The sequence below is a fragment of the Aquimarina spongiae genome (genome assembly GCF_900141785.1).
Classification (GTDB): Bacteria; Bacteroidota; Bacteroidia; order Flavobacteriales; family Flavobacteriaceae; genus Aquimarina; species Aquimarina spongiae.
Genome location: NZ_FQYP01000004.1, coordinates 42,428 through 64,744 on the forward strand (window position 1 = coordinate 42,428; position 22,317 = coordinate 64,744).

Below are 22,317 nucleotides of genomic sequence, written 5' to 3' on the forward strand. Positions count from 1 at the left end.
CTTCAATTTACTAAGTAGTCTTCGATTATGAAATCCAAATTCTTCGGTTTTACACGGTTTTGCCCATTTCTATAAGTTTTGAGTGGTAAAAACGTAGGTTATAAGAGTTTTAATCGTGCTCATATTTTTCAGCAATTATCAATGTCACATTAATTTTATCAAAAATTCAAATAGTACATATTCAGACTCTTAAAAATCTGGATTTTTCACACAAACCAACAAAATCATGAGGCACAAAACCCAAACAAAGTCTTCAACCCGAAGAAAAGGTAAATTACCTTATAGACGGTTAGAACTTAAACCTCTATTTATTCTAATCTGTATTCATGTATTCACTTTCGGTAGTCTTTTTTCTCAGACTAACAACACAAATAGTGGTATTGAAGTAGATGGAGGAATTGCTACACTCTATTTCGAGAATCAACCCGAATGGACCGATAACTTTAATTTTCTCTGTTTGAATGATGCCTGCGTATCTGGAACATTAAACGCAGCTACCAATCGATGGGAAAGACAAGTTAATGCCACAGCAGGTCAAACCTATCAAATTCAAATAAAAATAAGCTCCTCGGTAGATGGACAATACATCTCGGATCAAATCACAGTGACCGCACAACAAGCAGGAAACAATGACCCAGATCCAGATCCACAACCTAGCTGTAACGATGGTATACAAAACCAAGGCGAAACCGATGTAGACTGTGGTGGACCCTGTGCACCTTGTGACGCCCCTAACCCCAATCCTAATCCTGGCGGGGAAACTGTGATTCAAGCAGAATCAGGATCTCTTCTCGGTAGTGCTCAATATTACAACGATGGTGCCGCTACAAATGGACAAGGAGTAGCCTACATAAGCAGTGTAGGTGCAGGATTTGCATTACAAAACGTTCCCTCTGCTAGCTCAGTACAACTAAAATATGCCTCGCAACAATCTGGTACATTATCCATATTTGTAAATGGAAACGATGCTGGAAACATCAGTTTCTCTTCCAACGGAAGTTGGGTGGGCAACTACACTACAGCAACGATAGAAGTAAATGTTCCTCAAAGAGCTACTTTCGAAATTATATATCAAAGTGGAGATGCTGCCATGAATGTAGATGAACTTACATTTATCGGTCAAGGACAAGATCCTGATCCAACTTGCGATGACGGTATCCTTAATAATGGTGAAACTGAAATCGACTGTGGGGGACCTAATTGTGACCCTTGTGACAATCCCCCGCCTCCAGTTACAGGACCTGTTATTGCACTTACTAGTAATAGTGAAAAAGGAACATTCTTGGTTGGTGGACAAGACGCCAATCAACCAGGATTTAGTTTATACACTTTTGATAACGATAATGACTCTTTGCCTTTTAGCGATTGTTACAATGGCTGCGAAACAACATGGCCTCCAGTAACCGTACAAAACTCACAAGACCTTATCATTACCAATCAAGTGAACAATACATTTACCAATGGATTTGGACTCTCTGCAAGATGTGATGGATCTCTACAAGTTACCTATGACAACAAACCCCTATACTACTTTGCAAATGACAATGCAGCAGGAGATACCAATGGAGATAACGTAAATGGAGTATGGCACTTGGTGACCAATCAAACAGATCCTGAACCCACTTGTAATGATGGAATTCTTAACAACGGCGAAACCGAAATCGACTGTGGCGGTCCAAATTGTGACCCTTGTACTACCAATCCTCCTATTGATGGTGGAACATGTGGTGACTATGGACTTACTATTGTAGATGGTCAAGGTGTTATTTATTCCAGAGAGGATTTAGGTCAAGTACTATATATGTGTACTGGCCCAGAATTTAATGGTTGTGTAGCTCCAGACAAATTAGAAAATGGCTATTATCAAAGAGCAATCAATATCACTGTAGGCGAAACCTATGAACTTGGTATACAAGGTGGACCAAATACTACATTTACAGTAGCCGCTGGAGAAGATCGTTGTTATTTTGTAGCCACTTGTAGTGATGGAGTACAAAACGGAAAGGAAACCGGAATCGACTGTGGGGGACCAGATTGCGACGTCTGCCCTACCTGTGATGATGGTATACAAAATGGAGACGAAGAAGGAGTAGACTGTGGCGGAAGCAATTGTACTATAGGTTGTGATGAAGTATGTAATGGTACTCCTAATCCTAATGCTGTAGTTTCTGTAACTAATGAAACTGTTGAAAATGAAAATGATGGAACTATTCAATTTACTTTTGACAACGTAGCTTCAAGAGATAATTTAGAATTCAGCATTAATAATGGAAGTAGTTACCCATATGCTACTCCAGATAACGCAGGATCATTTACTGTAGACAACCTTTCACCCGCTACGTATAATATTTGGGTACGATGGGGAAATAATGAATGCCCTATCTTTTTGGGTGAATTTGTGATTCTTGAAGGAGGACCAGCTCCTACCTGTAATGATGGAATTCTGAATCAAGGCGAAGAAAGAGTTGATTGCGGAGGACCAAATTGTGGCCCTTGTCCAGATGATCCTTGCGGCGAAATAGCACTAGTAAATTATCCACGACCAGCTCTTCCTACTCCAATAATTGGGTCAGACGCTGCTCAAGGGTTTGCTTTTGATCTGGCTAACGATTTAAGTACAGTTAGCGTACGTGTTGGACCTGTTGTTCAAATTCAATCTGGGGGAAATCCCGATTTTGAATTCCACTGTTCTTGTAACCAGGTTACATTTAACAGTGTGCGAGTAAATGGCACGGTAGCTGTTCCTGAAGCATGTAGAAATGCCGGTGATTTCTATTATTTCTTTAGATATAAAAAACAAGGAAATACTACCAACGATCCGGGGGATATTTATGTATACTCTGGACTATTTACCACCGCTGGTCAAAGAATTGATCCAGACAACAGGCCTACAATTACAAGAGAAGGAGCCAACTGGATGCGTTTTAGACACCCACATGCACAAGATGGTATTACTGAAGCTGTTTTTGATGCACAACACAATTCGGATCTGCTCAGAAATATGGATCGTTACAACACTATTTTTACCGATGCTGCCAGTGGACTAATTATAGACCCAAGATTGACCAGAGGTGATGCCAATTCTGTGCATCCTCATGGCAATGTAGACAATGCCGAAGTAGTTCGTATTGATTATATGGAAAAGGGAGATTCTTCACCTCCCACCTACGCAAAGAGCGCCGGACAGGATGCAGGAAAATGGGGATATGGTAATATTGTAACCTACGAAATCACTGCAGTAACAGGAGGTAGTGGTGCGCAGACCTATAACACCTTCCAAAACTATGTAGTTGGTGAAGGATTGAATACGCTGGGGGATCCTAGATTATCGTTGGCAGGTAGAGCAAGTACCTATATGGTACTACCGGGATTTGGATCACATGTAGATCTGGAAGCAGATGCCATATTTACACAACACATCATTACCTTAACCAGTGAAGACGATGTGGATGATTTCTTAGAAGGACATCACCTATTCCACGGAGTAAGGCATAGACGTAATGGAAATGATCCAGGAAACATTTTAGGAGAAATCAATATAGGATCTACTAACTGTCAGGAATGTCATTTTAGAGATGGTAGAGGTTCTAAATTAGAGAGAACAAGAGATGGAGATATGAGAGTACCACCTCCAGTATACGGAGTAGGAATTCTTCAATATATCGCTGGAGCCCAAGCAAAACTTGCCTGGAAAGGAGATGTACCTACGGTAGAACAACAAGTGAAAAATGCTTTAATCAATGACCATGGTATCGATCCTGAAACGGATATCTCTTCAAAAGATTTACGACAATTGGTAGCTTACACAGAATTCTTAACGGTACCGACCAGAAGTCCTGGAGCTTACGATATACCAGGTGTGGAAGAAGGAGACAAAACGTTCCACCGAATAGGGTGTACAAGTTGTCACTCTCCTACACAAATAACAAGTAGCTCTGCACCGGCAGAATTCAGAAATCTTACTATAAGACCTTATACAGACATGAAACTGCATACAGTTACAGATGAGCCTTATAGGACTCCACCACTATGGGGATTAGGAAGAAACATAGATCTTCTTGAGAGAAATGGCAAAGCCCTGATCTTGATGCATGATGGTAGAGCAACTACCCTAGATGGAGCAATTCAAGCTCACGGCGGGGAAGCCAATGGATCAAGAGCGGCTTACAACAATTTAAGTCAGCAACAAAAAGACAATCTTATCAAATTCTTAAAAACTCTTTAACCAACATGAACACTAGGTATTTATATCTCATACATTTCGATACCTAGTGTTCTTTAAAACATATAAATCATGAAAAAGCTACATATAATCGCAATCTTATTCGCTCTCTTTTCGGTTAGCGTTACTGCGCAAGTAACCATAAATGCAACCGTTTCATGTCCTCCTTGCAGGCCAGTTGAAGGTTGCGGAGTCTGCTGGGAAAATCAACAACAAGCAAACCAATGTGAACAAAACCGAATAAACAATAACGTTTCAAAAGAGAAAATGGAACTTATCGTTAGATCGAACCCAATATCCGATGGTAACCTATCGCTAACGGGTTCATTTATCTTATCAGGTAAAATCGTAATTCTAGATCAATTAGGCGCTACGGTAAAAACCATTGATTTGAAGAATAGAAAATCGAATCACTTGATACTCAATCTTAATCTAGAGTCCGGACTTTACTTCATGATATATTATGATTACGATCGTCAACAAAAAATCACCAAGAAACTAGTATTTACGAAGTAACGGTCTCAAAGTTAAATGATCAAGCGATAGCAGCAATAGCAATTTAATGTTCTTGGTTATTTGGAAGAAATCAATTGCATTACATTCTTAAAAACCCTTTAAGAAACTTCGGTAAAGTCATAAGGAGAAAGGCAAACACAAACCCAACTATACTTCACGATCATACAAAGTATATCGCGCTTTCTCCTTTCTTTACTAAGTAATCACAAGTTTTCGATCATGAAATCCTATAATTTAGATATTAGTTTCGAGGATATGATTCAAATAACAATCAAAATAGAAGAGAATTTTGATCTGTTAGTTTATAAACCTACAATAGGGTCCCTTATCTATATCCCACGAAAAAAGAATAGCGAAAAGCTGATTCATTTTATTCTTTGTTCTTCTGGGACTTTCGAATTACAAATAGGATCAGAACACCATTTGACATTTGATAGTGATCAATTTATTATTACTTATAACACTCCATCCATAATTTTTGCCCAAGAAAACACCCAACTGTTTGTACTTCAAATTGAACTCAAAAAGTTTCATCGAATGATTTTAAATCAAAGCAATTTGCTGGACTTTTTATTCAAGTCTGAGGAGATCAAAAAACCCATCTTCAAAGTAGCAAGAACGTATTTTTTACATTGTTCGATTGCAAAGCAAATCATGCAAAGTCTTCACTCAAAAAGTGAACTAGTGTATTTAAAAGCCAAGACCTATGAATTAGTAAGCATGTTAACTCATTTCCTCACAAAGAATTCTGGAACAGCATGTCCCTATTTCCTAGATCAGGATGCTATAAAAAAATTGGAGCAGGCAAAAAACATCCTTGAAAACAATTTTGTTGAGCCTCCCTTAACTTCAGAATTGTCAGAACAGGTACATCTATCTCTTCAGAAATTGAACAAAGGATTCAAACAGGTTTATGGAATGAGTATCCAGGACTACCTGATCAATCGTAGAATGATTGTGTCTCAAGAATTATTAATTTCAAAAAAATATACAGTAAAGGAAATAGCGTTAAGAGTAGGCTATAGTACCTCAAGCCACTTTATTGCAGCATTTAAAAAGAAATTTGGAACTACTCCCAAAAAATATGTGATGCGCCTGAATTAAAGGCAAACTAATCTAGAGATTCTACTCGTGGAATTCCCACACCCTTTTGCAGAGAAACAATAGAGTCATACATCCCTTGATCTTCTTCGGTTGGATCTGCCAAAACAGATACGAAGTCAAATTGCTCTAATAGTTCCAGGACAAAAGGTAGCTTATCTTTTTCGACATCTACGATAATACGTTTCATGTGTTCTAATAATGTTTGTTAACGTTCACATGCAACCCAGCATAATCAAATACTATTTTTGACCATACAAGATTCATCTTTGCTTTTTCACTATTTAAAAATACTAAAATAAAACTACCCAACTTTCAGTTTGTCAGAATTTAACGTATTTCTAAGTTATGTTTTATTTATAACTATTTAATAATCTCTTTTTCAGTTCATTTTTTCAAATCTCGCTATCAGAAAGTCTTATGGTTTTTGTTAACGCAAACCGATATTTAGTTCGTATTTTTGCTTTGCAAAAAGAAAAATTATGAGCAAAGGCGTTCTTCTGGTAAATCTAGGATCTCCTGATAGTACCAATCCAAAAGATGTAAAAAAATATCTTGGTGAGTTTTTAATGGATCCACGAGTTATTGATCTCCCATTATGGGCAAGAACATTGTTGGTTAAAGGAATTATTTTAAATACACGTCCAAAAAAATCCGCAGCTGCTTATCAAAAGATATGGTGGGAAGAAGGATCTCCACTAATTGTTATTTCAGAGCGTTTACAAAATAAGGTTGCCGAAAAAACCAACATCCCCATCGGTCTTGCTATGCGATATGGTTCTATAACCATCAAGAAAGGATTGCAGGAACTACATGATCAAGGAGTTAATGAGGTGATGATCGTACCCTTATATCCACAATTTGCAATGGCTACTACCGAAACTATTTTGGTATTGGCAGAAGAACTACGAGCAGAACATTTTCCTGATATGAAAATTACCGATGTTCCGGCCTTTTACAACAAACCCGAGTATATCGAGGTGCTATCGAATAGCATTGCAGAACATTTGGAAGGTGTGGATTATGAACATATCCTTTTCAGTTATCACGGCGTACCCGAAAGGCACATCCGAAAAAGTGATATCAGTAAAGGAAATTGTAAAATGGATGGTAAATGTTGTTTCAAAAAAGGGTCTATACAACACGAGTTCTGCTATCGTCATCAGTGCGAAATGACAACAGTACAAGTGGCCAAAAAGCTAGGGCTTAAGAATGGTACTTACTCTACTTCTTATCAATCCAGATTAGGTTTTGATCCATGGTTACAGCCTTATACAGATCGCACTATAGAGCGAATGGGAAAAGAAGGTACCAAAAAAATGGCTATCGTAACGCCGGCATTTGTATCAGACTGTCTGGAAACTCTGGAAGAAATTGCCATGGAAGGAGAAGAAATATTCCACGAAGTTGGTGGTAAAGAATTTACTACCATTCCTTGTCTAAACGATAGAGATGATTGGGCTCAGGTACTGGCTAATTGGATCAACGAATGGTCTGCTGTTAAAACCGAAATGGTGTAATGGCAAAAGTAAGCTCTGAAGCCCTTGGCATTGAGCCCATAGGTAAGTTATTGATTAAACAGGCTGTCCCTGCTTCAATAGGGATCCTTGTGATGTCTCTCAATATTCTTATCGATTCTATTTTTGTTGGCAATTGGATCGGTTCTATTGCTATTGCTGCGATTAACGTCGTATTACCGGTTTCTTTTTTTATTGCTGCTTTAGGGATGGCCATTGGTATTGGTGGTTCCAGCATTATATCAAGAGCCTTGGGAGCCGATAACAAGCAAAGAGCCTTACATACTTTCGGAAATCAGATCACCCTCACTTTACTTTGTACCGTTTCTTTAGTCATTCTTGGATTGGCTTTTGTAGATGATATTATCCCACGATTTGGTGGTAAAGGCGATATTTTTGACCCTGCCAAAATCTATTATGTAATCGTACTGTATGGAGTTCCTATCCTTGGATTTGCGATGATGGGAAATACGGTGATTCGTGCCGAAGGGAAACCAAAATTTGCCATGACCGCCATGATTATCCCAACGGTAGGGAACTTAGTAATGGATTACATTTTTATTAATGTGCTGGATATGGGCATGCACGGTGCTGCCTGGGCTACTACAGGATCCTATTTAGCATGTTTTTTATACATTTTTTGGTTTTTCACCTCAAAAAACTCTGAACTCAAAATTCGTTTTAAGCATCTCGTACTACAAAAGGACATTGTAACTGAGATTGGCTCTCTGGGAGGAGTAACACTAGCCAGACAAGCCGTTGTAAGTATCACTTATCTACTAATGAATAACATCCTATTTGATCTAGGTCAAGAAGGATTAGTAGCAGTCTATGCGATTATTGGTCGAATGTTGATGTTTGCACTGTTTCCGGTTTTTGGAGTCACTCAAGGATTTTTACCGATTGCGGGATATAACTATGGAGCAAAACAATACGATCGTGTTAGAGAATCTATAAATACAGCCATCAAATACGCGGCTATAGTTGCCTCTTTAGTATTTATTGGATTAATGATTTTCCCTGCAGAAATCGCTTCTCTGTTTTTGAGTGATAATCCTGATATTCCTGCTAAAGAATTAGCGGTAAATCAATTTGTACTTTCTCATGCCACAGAACCTATGCGGTGGGTATTTGCAGCTACTCCTATCATAGCATTACAGCTTATAGGAGCAGCTTATTTTCAGGCAGTAGGCAAGGCTATCCCTGCTCTACTGCTTACCTTATCACGACAAGGGTTTTTCTTTATCCCTCTAGTCTTGATTTTACCTAAATTTTATGGAGAGCTTGGTGTTTGGATATCGTTTCCTATCGCGGATGTATTGGCAACCATTGTTACTGGTTACTTTTTGAATCGGGAAGTACGAACACAACTCCTTGCTCCCAAAACTACTTAGTTCGTGTAGCCGCTTTACTGATGATCTGCCATGTTCCTTTTATTCTTTTCAGTAAAAAGAGATCAATGTATCTCGTCTCTTTTCCTTCGGAAAGTATCTCAACTTTGGCAATAGCGATATCATTTTCCTGATCAATTGAAAGCACATTTCCTGTTCTGCCATTAAACTTTCCTTGCTCCTTTTTTTCAAACCAGGAAGCATACTCTGCTATGGGTACAATCCATAGTTCTTTTTCTTTATGAGACAGGAATAAATTGGCTTCTTTATAAAATGCTTCTTTGATGACCTCGGGTTGGTTATACGATGTTCCTTTGATATAGGTTTGTAAGGTAGATTTGATTTGATCCTCTTCAGATTGTGCAAATGTTACGTTGAATGCAATGCATATCGCAATTGATAAAAAATAAGTTTTCATGTGTTTCTAGATTGTTTTGTTTTTGATTCTTACAATTTTTCCGTTGGGCTCGTCGGTAAGCATGTATAATTTTCCTTCTGGACTTTGCACAACTTTTCGGGACCGAACTCTATTATTCACAAAAAGTTCTTCGGCACTTTGTATGGTATCATTTGCTATCCGAAATCGCCAAAGACTTCCTCTCGACAATCCTGGAACCAACAAATCTCCTTTCCACTCGGGAAATTCATCTCCCGTGTAAAACATCAATCCAGTAGGCGCAACAGTATGTTGCCAGTACCATTTGGGATCGGTAAACGTAGCTCCTTCTATTGTTGGGGGTACATAGTCCCTACTTCGATATCCTCCAGTGGTAATCACAGGCCATCCATAGTTTGCCCCGGCTTTTAATAAATTAACCTCATCCCCTTGTCGGGTGCCGTGTTCACTAAACCATACGTTACCGCTTTTGGGATCTACTGCAATGCCTTGTGCCGCCCTAATACCAATTGCATAAATCCCAGGCTGTGCATCAGGACCAAAATCTGGATTATCATCCGGAATACTTCCATCGGGGTTTAATCGATAAATCTTCCCTCGTTTGTCCGTTAAGTCCTGTGCAATAGGCATTTCGGGTTCATCGATTTCTCTGAATAATCGTTCCCCAATGGTTATATATAATTTCTTGTCCGGCCCAAAAGTCATCCCTCCACCATAGTGATAGTACCCTCGTGTATATGGTCCGGCTTCGAGTATGGTTCTGATATCTCGCAAAGAGTCTTTTTCTAGCCTTGCGCGTATGACTTTTGTCGTCTTTCCCTCTCCTACTTTTTTGGCTGCATACGAAACGTAAATAAATCTGTTATTCTGAAATTCGGGATGTAAACGCACTTCAAAAGTTCCAGAGTTATCACCTCGGTATACTACTCGGATACTATCGGTTAAATCTCTCGGAAAGCCTTTGATGATCGTTTTCTTTTTGGACTCCAAGTTGACTCGCAACAGGTCTCCATCTTTTTCTGAAACCAATACTTCTTCTTCAGATATAAATGCGATACTCCACGGATGTTTAAGACTATCAATTACTGCTTCCTTAACAGGTGTGGTTTGGGTGGGTTTTGCAATGGGTTGTTCTACTTGGGCACATCCCATAGCGATAAGAATCATCAATACAAATGTTTTTTTCATTACTACAATTTTGGTGTGATTTGGATTGCAAAATGAAAAGGTTTGTGTCAAAACCCTTTAAAAAACATGATTTTTAAAACGAAAAAGAGGTTTACGTCAAGCCACTTTGTACTGATTTCGATATTGAGAGGGTGTAATTTGAGTTTCAGATTTAAAAGCCAGGTTAAATGAAGTAACATTACCAAACCCACAATCATAGGCAATGGTTGCTATTTTCTCATTAGCATATTGCACATCGGTTAACAAGGATTTTGCTTTTTTAATGCGATAGTGATTTATAAATTCTGAAAAATTTTTGTGTTCGTTCTCATTAATCACTTGTGATAATGCTCTTGGTGTGATTTCAAGTAGTTTGGCAACACTTTGTAATGAGGTTTCACTTTTTAAGAATAGCTCTTCTTCTTCAAGCATATGTTTAAGTCGTTCCAAGGTATTTCTAGAAGTAGCCCTATCCATTGTTGAGCTGCTATATTTTTCTAATGCAAAGACATGCTTTTTCAGCAACAAAAAAGTGAATAAATACATTAAAAATGAAAACGAGATTGCTCCCAAAATGTAAAAAGGAATCCACCGTAACAAAATACCAACATACAACGCCCAGGTAACACTCACTCCAATGGTAATGTTACGATACCATTTCAGTAGTTTTACCTCTGTTTCTTCCTTTATTTCAGAAATATATTTCCAACAGACCCCTAGATAAACCCCTAAATGAACAAAAACAAGGGAATATGCTATATAAGAAGCCACGTCTCCTCTATTGGGAATAATTGGGCTAAACACCAAAAACAGACCAAACGGAAGTAGGTGCCAATAGTGTTTTTTTGAAATGGGCTGTTTTTCGAAAAGTGCTTTCCCGTAGAACCATAGAAAAGGACCCACAGCCAAAATAGCTGCAATAGCCATATTTCTTATTCTTGGATCAACCTCGATATAATTATGAAAAATTGATTTCCCTATCCGAATGGTTAATCCCAATAAAACAAAAGCCAGAAACTGATTCGCTTTTCTGTTTCCCTTTTTTACGGTAAACAAATAAAAGCATAAAAACATTGCCTGGATTACCCCCAGACAACTTAATACCAATACTACTCCTTCTAATATCATGGAGTCAAAGTTAAAAAGGATCTTATTGTATACAAGGTTAAAATTACGTGAAAATCTTTCGCAACAATTTTTATTTATAGACTTTAGTGGGCCATCAATTCTATCGTTTGACCTTTACCTATTCTATTTTGGTCTTTACAACACAAAACTCAACATCCATGTACTCAAGATTTATCAAAGTAATTTCTATTCTTTTTGTTTTTATTATCAATCTCCCGCTTCAATCACAAACCTATGATTCAGCCCTATATGATGCCCTAGAATATCGGCTAATTGGTCCTTTTCGAGGAGGGCGCAGCGCAGCAGTAACCGGCGTACCTGGAAAACCTAATTTATTTTATTTTGGAGCTACCGGAGGAGGTATCTGGAAAACTGTGGATGGAGGAAGAACCTGGGAAAATATCTCTGATGGTTTCTTTGGAGGTTCTGTAGGTGCCATTTCAGTATCCAAAAGCGATCCTAATGTGATATATGTAGGAGGAGGTGAAAAAACACTACGAGGTAATGTGTCTTCTGGGTATGGTGTATGGAAAAGTGTAGATGCTGGTAAAACATGGATTCAATCTGGTTTACCCAAGAGTAGACATATCCCTAGAATTGCTATTCACCCTACCAATCCCGATATCGTGTATGCCGGAGTATTAGGAAATATTTACAAACCAACACAAGATCGTGGGGTTTATAAAAGTACCGATGGAGGTAAAACCTGGAACAAAGTACTTTTTGCCAATGCAGATGCTGGAGCAGTAGATCTTACTTTGGATCCTAACAATCCCAGAATTTTATATGCTTCTACCTGGAATGCCCGAAGAACTCCTTATAGCCTCAGTTCTGGCGGTAAAGGATCTGCACTTTGGAAAAGTACCGATAGCGGAAAAAGTTGGAAAGAAATTTCTACCAACAAAGGATTCCCAAAGGACACGCTAGGAATAATAGGGGTTACCGTTTCTCCGGTGGATAGCGAACGCGTTTGGGCCATAGTAGAAAATAAAGAAAAAGGAGGGGTTTACAGAAGTGACGATGGTGGTGACACCTGGACACTTTTGAACAGCGAAAGAAGTCTTCGACAAAGAGCTTGGTATTATACGCGTATTTATGCCGATACCAAGGATAAAGATGTAGTGTATGTGGTAAATGTGTCCTACCATAAAAGTAAAGACGGAGGTAAAAACTTTACCAGTTCCAGAGCTCCTCATGGGGATCACCATGATCTATGGATCGCTCCCGAAAATCCAAAACGCATGATCATGGGAGATGACGGGGGTGCACAAATCACCTACGATGGTGGAGAAACCTGGAGTACCTACCATAACCAACCCACCTCACAATTTTATAGAGTTACTACCGATAATCATTTCCCTTATCGCATCTATGTAGCGCAACAGGATAATTCTACGATTCGTATTAGTCATAGAAGTTCTGGAAGTTCCATATCCGAAGATGATTGGGAAAGAACTGCTGGTGGAGAATCTGCGCACATTGCTGTAGATCCAAAAAATAATGATATTGTTTATGGCGGAAGCTACGATGGTTTCTTAACCAGAGTGAATCACAAAACAGAAACCATTAGATCGATAAGTGTATGGCCTGATAACCCAATGGGTCACGGTGCAGAAGATATGAAATACCGTTTTCAGTGGAATTTCCCTATTATATTTTCTAAGCATAATCCAAATCGACTGTACACCTTTTCTAACCATGTTCATGTCACCGAAAATGAAGGACAAAGCTGGGAGGTGATCAGTCCGGATCTTACCAGAAACGATCCTGAAAAGTTGAAATCATCAGGGGGTCCTATCACTCAGGATAATACCTCTGTAGAATATTATTGTACTATTTTTGCCGCTGCCGAAAGCCCTCTAAAGGAAGGCCTTTTATGGGTAGGTAGTGATGATGGATTGGTGCATATAAGTCAGGATGGAGGTGCTACCTGGAGCAATGTTACCCCAAAGGGAATGCCCGAGTGGATGATGATCAACAGCATAGAACCTAGTGCTTTTGATGCAGGCACCTGCTATATCGCTGGTACCAAATACAAATCTGGAGATTTTGCTCCTTATTTGTATAAAACTACGGATTATGGAAAGTCCTGGACAAAAATTACTACTGGTATCCCCTCAGAACATTTTACCAGAGTACTACGAGAAGATCCTAAAAGAAAAGGGCTTCTGTATGCAGGAACCGAAACTGGGATGTATATCTCTTTTGATGATGGTAAAAGCTGGCAGTCTTTTCAACTTAATCTGCCTATTGTTCCTATCACAGACTTGACCATCAAAGAAAACAACCTAATTGTAGCTACACAAGGAAGAAGTCTTTGGATCATTGATGATCTTACCTTATTACATCAGCTTAATACTAGTCTAAAATCGCAAAATCACATTTTGTACAAACCCAAAGATGCATATCGCATGCGGGGGACCCAAGCAAAAGATTCTAAAACAGAGGGTAAAAATCATCCGGCTGGGGTATCCACCTATTTTTATCTCAAGAATTTTGACAAGGAAAAAGATACAGTACAACTCACCTATTTCAATCAGAAAAACGATACCATCAAATCCTTCAGTACTGGGGCCAAAGAAAAAAAGGATCAATTAAAAGATCTAAAAGCCGGAGGAAATCAGTTTAATTGGAACTTGAGAGGTGATGGTGCCGAAAAACTAAAAGGTATGATCCTATGGTGGGCAAATCTCGATGGTCCTAAAGCTGTCCCTGGATCATATCAGGTAAGCTTGAATGTAAATGGAACTGATGTAGGAAAACAATCCTTTACTATTGTTGCCGACCCAAGAGCTGAATCCACTCAACAGGATATGCAACAACAATTTGATTTTATTACCGATGTGAATGCTATTGTAGACAGAGCGCATCAATCGATCAAAAAGATTCGAAAAATCAATAAGCAACTCAAAGGTTTTGAAACTCAGTATAAAGACAATGAAAAAACCAAAGAGCTTGTACAAAAAGCAAAAGATTTGCAAGAAAAGTTTAGCGATATAGAAAAAGCGCTCTATCAAACCAAAAATAAGAGTAATCAGGACCCTCTTAATTTCCCAATCAAACTTACCAATAAACTGGGGCACTTGAACTCTTTGGTGGGTATGGGAGATTTTGGGCCAACAGCTCAAGATATTGCTGTAAAAAATGAATTGACCAAAAAGATCGAACAACAATTGAATACTTTTGATCAATTAATTTCTCAAGAAATTAAGGGCTTTAATGCCGAATTCAATACCTTGCAGCTTAATTATCTTTTTGTCGAAGACTAATCTAATGTTAGAATATTATAACTACATAAAATCCCTGCATCTCATTTTTGTAATCACATGGTTTGCAGGGTTATTTTATATCCCCAGATTATTTGTCTATCAGATCGAAGCCAGCCAAAAGCCATCTCCCGAAAAAGAAATTTTGGGGACACAATTAAAGCTTATGGCCAAGCGTCTTTGGTTTATCATTTCCTGGCCTTCGGCTATATTAGCGACCTTGTTTGCCATATGGCTACTTATACTAATGCCTGGGTGGTTAGAACAATCCTGGATGCATGTCAAACTGGGGTTTGTGGTATTGCTATTCATGTATCATTTGAAATGCCACCAAATTTATAAGCAACTACAACAAGATATCGTCAAATGGTCGTCAAACCAAATGAGAATGTGGAATGAAGGCTCTACGCTCATTTTATTTGCTGTTATATTTTTGGTCATTGTACGAGATGCTGTGAATTGGATTTATGGAGTCATCGGAATTGTCTCCTTATCTGTGGCTTTGATGTTCGGAATCAAATTGTACAAGAGAATTAGAGACAAAAATCCTAACGCCTAAATTCATTGCATTTTTTACCAAAAACATATCAAACCAAATCCGATTATGGGGTAATCATTAGGGAGGCACATCCCGACGATGCCAAACAATTGCTTGAACTCAAACTACAGTATCTAAAAAATACGAATACCCTTCCGTTGTTTGATTATGAATACTCTAATAATATTACCGAAGAAAACCAACTCATCAAACGCTACCAAAAAGAAACCAATAGCCTCCTTTTAGTAGCCGAACATGACGGAAAGCTTATAGGCAACATTGATCTCACCGGAAGTTCGAGAGAAAAAATGGTTCATACGGCTATGATTGGGATGGGGATACATACGAGCTGGCAAAATCAAGGAGTAGGCACTTTTCTTATTCAAAATGTATTGGATTGGTCCAGAAAAAATGACACACTAAAAATAATCTGGTTAGAAGTATATGCCAGTAACAAAGCGGGTATCGCACTATACCGAAAAATGAATTTTCAAGAGTGTGGACGCATTGATAGTTTTTTCCTTGAAGACAAAAAATACATTGATAAAATAACTATGTCTATCAATCTTAGAGAACATTCTAACTGATGGTTTTATAGCAAAAAAAGACTGCCCAACAATTTGTGAGCAGCCTCTATTATTTTAGATTATTTGATCAATATTTTATCTACCGCACAATCTGTTATTTCTATTACTATACATACGTCTTACTGCTCTTCTATCATTTCGCGAAACGTTATTAGCGTTAAATACCACACTAGGATTTGATCCCGAAGTCATAATCGAGTTACGATCATTAATCGGCGTTCCTGGAACTTGTGTTCCAAAAAATCCTTGTTCTGCATGAAGAAATCCAATATTATGACCAATTTCATGAGTTAATATATTTCCCCATTCTCTTGCTGTAACCGGGTCACCATCAATGCTGGGTTCGTTAAGGTTCAATATGATCAAACCTCCTTCAATTCCATTAGTAGGGAATTCACCAAGACCCCAGCCTCCAATTTCGCCGGGATTTGCTAAACGAACCAAAATATCAGGATTATTATTTACCGGAATCAATCGTAAAGTAGTACCATTAACCCTATTCCATAAATCGATCCCTCTTTGAAATCCTCTTCCTGCTGCATTGTTACCTAAGGCATTTTGAATACGAATATTGCCTGCTCTGTTACAATCGACAATACTAATAAATGCCTGTTTTTGAAAATCGCCACGCTCTAGTGTTTCTTGAGTGATAAAAATATCGCCATCTACAATATATCCTCCTTTAGAGGGGATAACTGATGTTTTATCCATGTCAAACCCCATCTGCTGTAATTTAGAAAGGATTTCGGAAGAAACATCTTGTTGAGTAATTGTTGACTCCTGTTGAATATCATTTTCAACATCGTTGGAACATCTTACCATGCCGATTGCTATGACAATCAGCATACCTAATTTGAAAGTTTTCATAATAAATATATGTTTTGAATTTGTGTATTGTAAATATAATAATTTGTTGATTTTCAACAATGTTAGATAAACAACATTTTAATAACCCTATTTTTGTTTTTTTATAAAAAAGAGAACTTGTATAGACAAAATTATGATGACAATTGATGTTTCCTGATATCTAGTCATTTCAACTTTATACTTTTCCGTATCTTCGTGCCACTTATTAAATTGACTCTATGATCAAATCCATGACCGGCTTTGGGAAGTCTGTATTACAACTGCCTACAAAAAAAGTCACTATCGAGGTAAAATCGCTCAATAGCAAGAACTTAGACATCAACGCTAGAATTCCATCTCAATACCGAGAAAAAGAGTTACCCATGCGAAATACCATTGCAAAATCATTGGTAAGAGGAAAGGTAGATTTTGGGTTGTATGTTGAAATCACTGCAGAAGAGACTTCGACCAAAATCAACGACGCTGTGGTTAAGGATTATATGAAACAATTACAGGGCATACACAACAGCGGAGAAATTGGAGAATATCTGAAAATGGCAGTTCGTATGCCGGATGCTTTAAAAACAGTGAGAGAAGAAATTGATGAAGAAGAATTTAAAGCTATTAATGAGGGACTACGTAACGCTTTGAATGCTATTGACACCTATAGAGTCGATGAAGGGAAAGCACTGGAGAAAGACTTTGTCATACGTATACAAAATATAGGAAAGTTACTAGCCGACGTGATCGAAATGGATCCCGAACGTATCGAAGGGGTTCGCGAGCGATTACAAAAAGCAGTATCCGATATTAAAGAAGAAGTGGATCAAAATCGATTTGAACAAGAACTTATCTATTATCTGGAAAAATTCGACATCACTGAAGAAAAAGTTCGTCTTTCTAATCATCTTGAGTACTTTACCACTACACTAAACACTCCAGAATCTAACGGAAAGAAATTGGGATTCATTACTCAGGAAATTGGTCGGGAAATCAACACTATAGGAAGCAAATCTAACTACGCTCCAATGCAAAAGTTAGTGGTGCAAATGAAAGATGAACTCGAAAAAATAAAAGAGCAATTACTAAACGTATTGTAAATGAAGCAAGGAAAGCTAATTGTACTTTCTGCCCCATCGGGTAGTGGAAAAACTACATTGGTAAAATATTTATTAGATCTCCAAGAACTCAATCTTGGTTTTTCTATTTCTGCAGCCTCTCGAGAGCCTAGAGGAGCCGAAGTACATGGTAAAGATTATTACTTTTTATCCTTACGTGAGTTTAAGGACAAAATCAAGAACGACGAGTTTTTGGAGTGGGAAGAAGTATATAGAGATAATTTTTACGGTACTTTAAAAACTGAAGTACAACGCCTTTGGGATAATGGAAAGCACGTTATTTTTGATATTGATGTCGTGGGTGGATTAGACATCAAACGAATTTATCCAGATCGTACCCTTGCAATCTTTGTAAAACCACCTAGTATAGAAGAGCTAAAGATTCGACTTAAAAAACGCAAAACCGAATCTGAAGATAAAATCAATATGCGTGTTGCCAAGGCCTCTACAGAAATGGCAACAGCGCCGCAATTTGATGCTATAGTTACCAATGATGATCTGGAAAAGGCAAAAGCCGAGGTTTATCAACTAGTAAAGAAGTTTCTTTTAGGATAGTACAATGAAAAAAATTGGATTATACTTCGGGACATTTAATCCTATTCATGTTGGCCATTTGGCAATTGCCAATCATATGGCTGAGTTTTCTGATCTTGACGAAATATGGATGGTAGTCACCCCTCATAATCCTTTTAAAAAGAAAAGCTCGCTATTAGACAATCATCATCGTTATGAAATGGTCTACCGAGCAACAGAATCGTATCCTAAGTTGAAGCCCAGTGATATCGAGTTCAAACTACCACAACCGAATTATACGGTACATACATTAGCACATTTGCAAGAACACTATCCCGAGTATCAATTTAATTTGATCATGGGAGAAGACAACTTGAAAAGCTTTCATAAATGGAAAAACTATGAGGTGATTCTCGAAAACCATCATATCTATGTATATCCCCGTATTTCTGAAGGGAAGATTGAACATCAGTTTAAGGATCACCCAAAAATTAAACAGGTTAGCGCACCGATTATGGAGATCTCTTCAACATTTATTAGAAATACTATTGGTGAAGGAAAAAATGTACGCCCTTTACTCTCTCAAGAAGTATGGGAATATATCGATCAAATGAATTTTTATCGATAAAAGAATTTAGTACTCATTATAACTATTCTCTGGCTGAAAAGCTTCTTTCACCCTTTTTATTAACCTATGCATACGATCACTTCCTCCTGCAATTATCCCAGCGGTAAGGATAATATCTATCGATTGAATAATGGTAGATTGTATCTCGGATAAGTTATCACTGGTTTCATTAAACAATATACCCGACATCAATCTAAAACCCGAAAAGGATAAAATAAGTCCAATAATAAAAGCAATCACAATGGTTCGCTGTTTGCGTTTCATACCTTCTTTGGTAAGGGTATTTTCTAGCCTTCTTTTCTCCTTCATCATGTTTGCCACTTCCGGCACAGAAACTTCTTCTGTTTCCAAAGCAGATTCCTCACCAGCCAACGGCTCATTCATACTCTCTAATTTGCGATCAATCTCATCAATACGTTCTTTACATTCCTTCTTAAGTCTCTGATTGTAATCATGAACAAAAATTTCTATAAACTGCTCTACTACAAACATAATTACCGAGGTGTATCCTAATACAGCCACTACATTTCCGGGGGTAAGGTGTGCCAAATTTATAGCTGGCAATTGCCCTTCTAGCAATACAAAACCCACCACTGCAAAAACAATGAGAATAATGGCTATAGGATTTTTGTACAGAGCTTTCATGAAGTAAGGAATAAGAGTGTTTAGTAAAAATACAAAACTATTATGGATTACTTCTATTCTTGAGATAAGAAGCAAATAAAAATCCCAAAAGCGATTGGCCCTTGGGATCTTCTATTAGTATATGTTTATTTTATTTTCCAGGGAAATCTGCCTTGCGTTTTTCTAGAAACGCAGTAGTTCCTTCTTTAAAATCTTCGGTACCGAAACAATTTCCAAATTGTTCTATTTCTACTTTAAATCCGTTTACTCCATCTTCAAAAGCGGCATTAACAGATTTTATAGCAGCTGCAATTGCCACAGAAGAGTTTCTCATGATCTTTCCTGCCAACTTTTCGGCCAATGGCAATAGTTCCTCTTGTGTAGTCACATGATTTACCAAGCCATATTGCATCGCCTGATTGGCATCTATCATTCCTGCAGTCATAATCATTTCCATGGCTCTTCCTTTTCCTACCAATTGTGGCAAACGTTGGGTCCCACCATATCCAGGAATCACACCCAGAGATACCTCAGGTAGTCCCATTTTGGCATTATCACTAGCAATTCTAAAATGAGCTGCCATTGCCAATTCTAGTCCTCCTCCTAAAGCAAAACCATTTACAGCAGCTATTACGGGAGTTGATAGATTCGCTACAAAATCAAAAAGTAGTTCTTGACCTTTTTCGGCTAGTTTTCCTCCTTCAGAAACAGAGAAATCAGCAAACTCGCTAATGTCTGCTCCTGCTACAAAAGCCTTCTCTCCACTACCGGTAACAATAATTGCTTTGGTTGCAGCATCCAAATCTGCTACTCTAAAAGCGGCATGAAGTTCTTGAATCGTCTCTTTATTGAGTGCATTTAATTTTGAAGGACGATTGATCGTTATTTTGGTTATTCCATCTTCTTGAGATGTAAGAATGTTATTATACATTATGTTGGTATTATTTTATGTGAGCTATTAATTTTTATCTCTTTCAAAATATAAATAGAAGTACATTCCCAGTCCAAAATCTTCAACATCTGTAGAAACCAAACGCCAGCCTTCACTAGAGTATTCATCCAATTTAGCCTGAATGTCTTTGGAAGAAGATTTTAAGATATGTTCTTTATCCAACGTTAGTTTGGAGTAATAGACCAGAGATTCTAGTTTGTATTCTTTCATCTGTTTTTACGTTAAGTACTTTTCAACTGTCGGATAACATTCACCAATAATCATGGCTCATTTTACGCAGTAGTTTCTATTTTTGATTCTCTGGGAAAAGAAACTTTAAAGATCGTTCCTTTTCCTTCTTGCGAGGTAAAGGTAATACTTCCTTTATAGGTTTCCACTATATTTTTCACCATTCCCAAACCAAGTCCCATTCCGCTTGACTTTGTGGTAAATTTAGGTTCAAAAATCTTCTTTTTATTTTCTTCAGTAATGCCTATACCATTATCTGCAACTGTAATGACTACGTTTCCATCTTCAGTAAATACATTTACAATCACTTTTGGAGTGCGATCTGATGGGATAGCTTGTATTGCATTTTTGACCAGATTGGTAACCACCCGTATCAACTGTGTTCTATCAAATTTGGCAATAATCTCTCCTTTTTCTGAAGGCGAAATAATGTAATCTTCGTTAAAAATATCCAACGCCAATCCTACAATTTTTACCACATCCAAAGTTTCACTTTTTTGCGCTGGCATTTGTGCAAAATTTGAAAATGCCGAGGCGATAGAACTCATGGTATCAATTTGTTGGATAAGGGTGTTACTATACTCCTGTACTTTTTGTTGAATTTTGGGATCTTCGGGATCAAACTTTCTCTGAAAACTTTGCACTGTAAGTCGCATAGGTGTCAAAGGATTTTTGATCTCGTGCGCTACCTGTTTTGCCATTTCTCGCCAAGCGGCTTCCCGCTCACTTTTGGCAAGCATAGCAGCACTTTCTTCAAGCTCGTCGATCATACTGTTATAAGCACTCACTAACGAATATATCTCTTCACTGGCATCAATAATACCTATCCGCTTATTACGCTTATCCAATCGGGTTTGATCTATGGTTTCTGAAATCGTTTTTAAAGATCGTGTAATGTACTTGGATAAAAAGTATGCCAATGCAATAGCAATCAGCAACATTAACAAATACACTTGCCCCAATCGTTGTAAAAATTCAAACAACTCTCGGGTAATCAAATCATCGTCTTCCAGATACGGTAAATTTAAAATTCCCAGAGGTTTGGACTTAAAATCAGTAATGAACGTATAAGAAGATAGAATACGAACTCCATTTTTTTCGGATTTCACCAAATACTTCTTGTCATACAAAGAAGCCAGGGTATCCAATATTTTAGGACTTAGCTGTTTATCTGTTGTGTCTTTGGCAAAAATTCCTTCGGACTTGATCAATAGTTCTCCAGACAATCCATAGATGTTAATTGGCAAAGAATGTTCTTCAGAAATTTGATAGATCTTTTGTTTATACCCAAAGATTTTGGAGAGGTGTTCCTCATCTACCGGATAGGTTGTGCTGCGTAATGCATTATTGATCGCAATCTGGATTCGAGTTTCTTTTCGCTCTAAACGCTCTCTGTGATAATCTTCGGCTTCTTCTTTATATTGATATATGGTAACCGCCGCAATTAATATCGAAGCCAACAAGACCAAAACGGTCATCGAAATAAAAATCCGTGTACGGAGAGAGAGTTTGTATAGCTTCATATCCAATTTTGATAGGTAAATATAACAAATATCGCACCAAAAAATAGTGCGAAAA

The 22,317-nt window shown here is 37.8% G+C and carries 20 protein-coding genes; 11 read left to right on the forward strand and 9 right to left on the reverse strand.

The features are described from left to right. The first annotated feature begins 226 nt into the window (after nt 1-226). The 3 genes from BUE24_RS09920 to BUE24_RS09930 all read left to right on the forward strand — a co-directional run bounded on the left by BUE24_RS09920 (nt 227) and on the right by BUE24_RS09930 (nt 5,842). Complete coding sequence (locus BUE24_RS09920; protein ID WP_073315865.1) at nt 227-4,225, forward strand: di-heme oxidoredictase family protein; 3,999 nt, start codon at nt 227-229, stop codon at nt 4,223-4,225. A gap of 69 nt (nt 4,226-4,294) precedes the next feature. Continuing rightward, entirely contained in the window at nt 4,295-4,738 is a 444-nt protein-coding gene (locus BUE24_RS09925; protein WP_073315866.1) for a T9SS type A sorting domain-containing protein, read from the forward strand. A gap of 219 nt (nt 4,739-4,957) precedes the next feature. Further along, nucleotides 4,958-5,842, forward strand: coding sequence for an AraC family transcriptional regulator (locus tag BUE24_RS09930; protein WP_073315867.1), 885 nt, complete (start codon nt 4,958-4,960; stop codon nt 5,840-5,842). 7 nt (nt 5,843-5,849) lie between these two features. Here the strand turns inward: BUE24_RS09930 and BUE24_RS09935 are convergent, their stop codons facing one another. After that, complete coding sequence (locus BUE24_RS09935) at nt 5,850-6,029, reverse strand: hypothetical protein (protein WP_073315868.1); 180 nt, start codon at nt 6,027-6,029, stop codon at nt 5,850-5,852. A gap of 292 nt (nt 6,030-6,321) precedes the next feature. Here BUE24_RS09935 and hemH point away from each other — a divergent pair, with 292 nt between their 5' ends. Then, nucleotides 6,322-7,359 (forward strand): ferrochelatase, encoded by a 1,038-nt coding sequence (hemH, locus tag BUE24_RS09940; protein WP_073315869.1) that lies wholly within the window; start codon nt 6,322-6,324, stop codon nt 7,357-7,359. Then, entirely contained in the window at nt 7,359-8,750 is a 1,392-nt protein-coding gene (locus BUE24_RS09945) for an MATE family efflux transporter (protein WP_073315870.1), read from the forward strand. Before hemH ends, BUE24_RS09945 begins: the two co-directional genes overlap by 1 nt. On the opposite strand, the gene BUE24_RS09950 is transcribed toward BUE24_RS09945, so the two are convergent. The 3 genes from BUE24_RS09950 to BUE24_RS09960 all read right to left on the reverse strand — a co-directional run bounded on the left by BUE24_RS09950 (nt 8,743) and on the right by BUE24_RS09960 (nt 11,439). After that, the gene (locus BUE24_RS09950) at nt 8,743-9,165 is read right to left on the reverse strand and encodes a nuclear transport factor 2 family protein (protein WP_073315871.1); all 423 of its coding nucleotides are present in this window, start codon (nt 9,163-9,165) and stop codon (nt 8,743-8,745) included. The genes BUE24_RS09945 and BUE24_RS09950 overlap by 8 nt on opposite strands. Nucleotides 9,166-9,171: 6 nt before the next feature. Beyond that, the gene (locus BUE24_RS09955) at nt 9,172-10,332 is read right to left on the reverse strand and encodes a PQQ-dependent sugar dehydrogenase (RefSeq protein ID WP_073315872.1); all 1,161 of its coding nucleotides are present in this window, start codon (nt 10,330-10,332) and stop codon (nt 9,172-9,174) included. A 96-nt stretch (nt 10,333-10,428) separates the two neighbouring features. Next, nucleotides 10,429-11,439, reverse strand: coding sequence for a helix-turn-helix domain-containing protein (locus BUE24_RS09960; RefSeq protein WP_073315873.1), 1,011 nt, complete (start codon nt 11,437-11,439; stop codon nt 10,429-10,431). A 158-nt stretch (nt 11,440-11,597) separates the two neighbouring features. On the opposite strand from BUE24_RS09960, the gene BUE24_RS09965 reads away from it, so the two are divergent. Genes BUE24_RS09965 through BUE24_RS09975 form a run of 3 tightly spaced genes read left to right on the forward strand, consistent with a single transcriptional unit; the run spans nt 11,598 to nt 15,830 of the window. After that, nucleotides 11,598-14,708: a WD40/YVTN/BNR-like repeat-containing protein gene (locus tag BUE24_RS09965; protein WP_084549481.1), complete on the forward strand. Its 3,111-nt coding sequence runs from the start codon at nt 11,598-11,600 to the stop codon at nt 14,706-14,708. 4 nt (nt 14,709-14,712) lie between these two features. Beyond that, a complete protein-coding gene (locus tag BUE24_RS09970; RefSeq protein ID WP_073315874.1) occupies nt 14,713-15,264 on the forward strand; it encodes a CopD family protein in 552 nt (183 codons plus the stop codon). Between the two features lie 5 nt (nt 15,265-15,269). Next, nucleotides 15,270-15,830, forward strand: coding sequence for a GNAT family N-acetyltransferase (locus tag BUE24_RS09975; protein WP_073315875.1), 561 nt, complete (start codon nt 15,270-15,272; stop codon nt 15,828-15,830). Between the two features lie 75 nt (nt 15,831-15,905). Here the strand turns inward: BUE24_RS09975 and BUE24_RS09980 are convergent, their stop codons facing one another. After that, nucleotides 15,906-16,697 (reverse strand): zinc metalloprotease, encoded by a 792-nt coding sequence (locus tag BUE24_RS09980; RefSeq protein ID WP_073315876.1) that lies wholly within the window; start codon nt 16,695-16,697, stop codon nt 15,906-15,908. A gap of 218 nt (nt 16,698-16,915) precedes the next feature. Here BUE24_RS09980 and BUE24_RS09985 point away from each other — a divergent pair, with 218 nt between their 5' ends. The 3 genes from BUE24_RS09985 to nadD are packed head-to-tail and all read left to right on the forward strand — an operon-like array spanning nt 16,916 to nt 18,935. After that, the gene (locus tag BUE24_RS09985; RefSeq protein ID WP_073315877.1) at nt 16,916-17,776 is read left to right on the forward strand and encodes a YicC/YloC family endoribonuclease; all 861 of its coding nucleotides are present in this window, start codon (nt 16,916-16,918) and stop codon (nt 17,774-17,776) included. After that, the gene (gene gmk, locus BUE24_RS09990; RefSeq protein ID WP_073315878.1) at nt 17,777-18,349 is read left to right on the forward strand and encodes a guanylate kinase; all 573 of its coding nucleotides are present in this window, start codon (nt 17,777-17,779) and stop codon (nt 18,347-18,349) included. Between the two features lie 4 nt (nt 18,350-18,353). Then, complete coding sequence (gene nadD / locus BUE24_RS09995; protein WP_073315879.1) at nt 18,354-18,935, forward strand: nicotinate (nicotinamide) nucleotide adenylyltransferase; 582 nt, start codon at nt 18,354-18,356, stop codon at nt 18,933-18,935. Between the two features lie 6 nt (nt 18,936-18,941). Here nadD and BUE24_RS10000 read toward each other — a convergent pair whose 3' ends face one another. From BUE24_RS10000 to BUE24_RS10015, 4 genes are all read right to left on the reverse strand, one after another. Continuing rightward, on the reverse strand, nt 18,942-19,580 hold the full coding sequence (locus BUE24_RS10000; RefSeq protein ID WP_073315880.1) for a hypothetical protein: 639 nt from the start codon (nt 19,578-19,580) through the stop codon (nt 18,942-18,944). Nucleotides 19,581-19,710: 130 nt separating this feature from the next. After that, a complete protein-coding gene (locus tag BUE24_RS10005) occupies nt 19,711-20,493 on the reverse strand; it encodes an enoyl-CoA hydratase/isomerase family protein (RefSeq protein ID WP_073315881.1) in 783 nt (260 codons plus the stop codon). 24 nt (nt 20,494-20,517) lie between these two features. Then, nucleotides 20,518-20,721, reverse strand: coding sequence for a DUF4177 domain-containing protein (locus BUE24_RS10010; protein ID WP_073315882.1), 204 nt, complete (start codon nt 20,719-20,721; stop codon nt 20,518-20,520). Nucleotides 20,722-20,783: 62 nt separating this feature from the next. Further along, entirely contained in the window at nt 20,784-22,262 is a 1,479-nt protein-coding gene (locus BUE24_RS10015; RefSeq protein ID WP_073315883.1) for a sensor histidine kinase, read from the reverse strand. Nucleotides 22,263-22,317 lie beyond the last annotated feature (55 nt).

Bases quoted from the DNA above. Each gene is read 5' to 3' on its own strand.
- BUE24_RS09920 (WP_073315865.1), top strand. From the start codon at position 227: ATGAGGCACAAAACCCAAACAAAGTCTTCAACCCGAAGAAAAGGTAAA.
- BUE24_RS09925 (WP_073315866.1), top strand. From the start codon at position 4,295: ATGAAAAAGCTACATATAATCGCAATCTTATTCGCTCTCTTTTCGGTT.
- BUE24_RS09930 (WP_073315867.1), top strand. From the start codon at position 4,958: ATGAAATCCTATAATTTAGATATTAGTTTCGAGGATATGATTCAAATA.
- BUE24_RS09935 (WP_073315868.1), bottom strand. From the start codon at position 6,029: ATGAAACGTATTATCGTAGATGTCGAAAAAGATAAGCTACCTTTTGTC.
- hemH (WP_073315869.1), top strand. From the start codon at position 6,322: ATGAGCAAAGGCGTTCTTCTGGTAAATCTAGGATCTCCTGATAGTACC.
- BUE24_RS09945 (WP_073315870.1), top strand. From the start codon at position 7,359: ATGGCAAAAGTAAGCTCTGAAGCCCTTGGCATTGAGCCCATAGGTAAG.
- BUE24_RS09950 (WP_073315871.1), bottom strand. From the start codon at position 9,165: ATGAAAACTTATTTTTTATCAATTGCGATATGCATTGCATTCAACGTA.
- BUE24_RS09955 (WP_073315872.1), bottom strand. From the start codon at position 10,332: ATGAAAAAAACATTTGTATTGATGATTCTTATCGCTATGGGATGTGCC.
- BUE24_RS09960 (WP_073315873.1), bottom strand. From the start codon at position 11,439: ATGATATTAGAAGGAGTAGTATTGGTATTAAGTTGTCTGGGGGTAATC.
- BUE24_RS09965 (WP_084549481.1), top strand. From the start codon at position 11,598: ATGTACTCAAGATTTATCAAAGTAATTTCTATTCTTTTTGTTTTTATT.
- BUE24_RS09970 (WP_073315874.1), top strand. From the start codon at position 14,713: ATGTTAGAATATTATAACTACATAAAATCCCTGCATCTCATTTTTGTA.
- BUE24_RS09980 (WP_073315876.1), bottom strand. From the start codon at position 16,697: ATGAAAACTTTCAAATTAGGTATGCTGATTGTCATAGCAATCGGCATG.
- BUE24_RS09985 (WP_073315877.1), top strand. From the start codon at position 16,916: ATGATCAAATCCATGACCGGCTTTGGGAAGTCTGTATTACAACTGCCT.
- gmk (WP_073315878.1), top strand. From the start codon at position 17,777: ATGAAGCAAGGAAAGCTAATTGTACTTTCTGCCCCATCGGGTAGTGGA.
- nadD (WP_073315879.1), top strand. From the start codon at position 18,354: ATGAAAAAAATTGGATTATACTTCGGGACATTTAATCCTATTCATGTT.
- BUE24_RS10000 (WP_073315880.1), bottom strand. From the start codon at position 19,580: ATGAAAGCTCTGTACAAAAATCCTATAGCCATTATTCTCATTGTTTTT.
- BUE24_RS10010 (WP_073315882.1), bottom strand. From the start codon at position 20,721: ATGAAAGAATACAAACTAGAATCTCTGGTCTATTACTCCAAACTAACG.
- BUE24_RS10015 (WP_073315883.1), bottom strand. From the start codon at position 22,262: ATGAAGCTATACAAACTCTCTCTCCGTACACGGATTTTTATTTCGATG.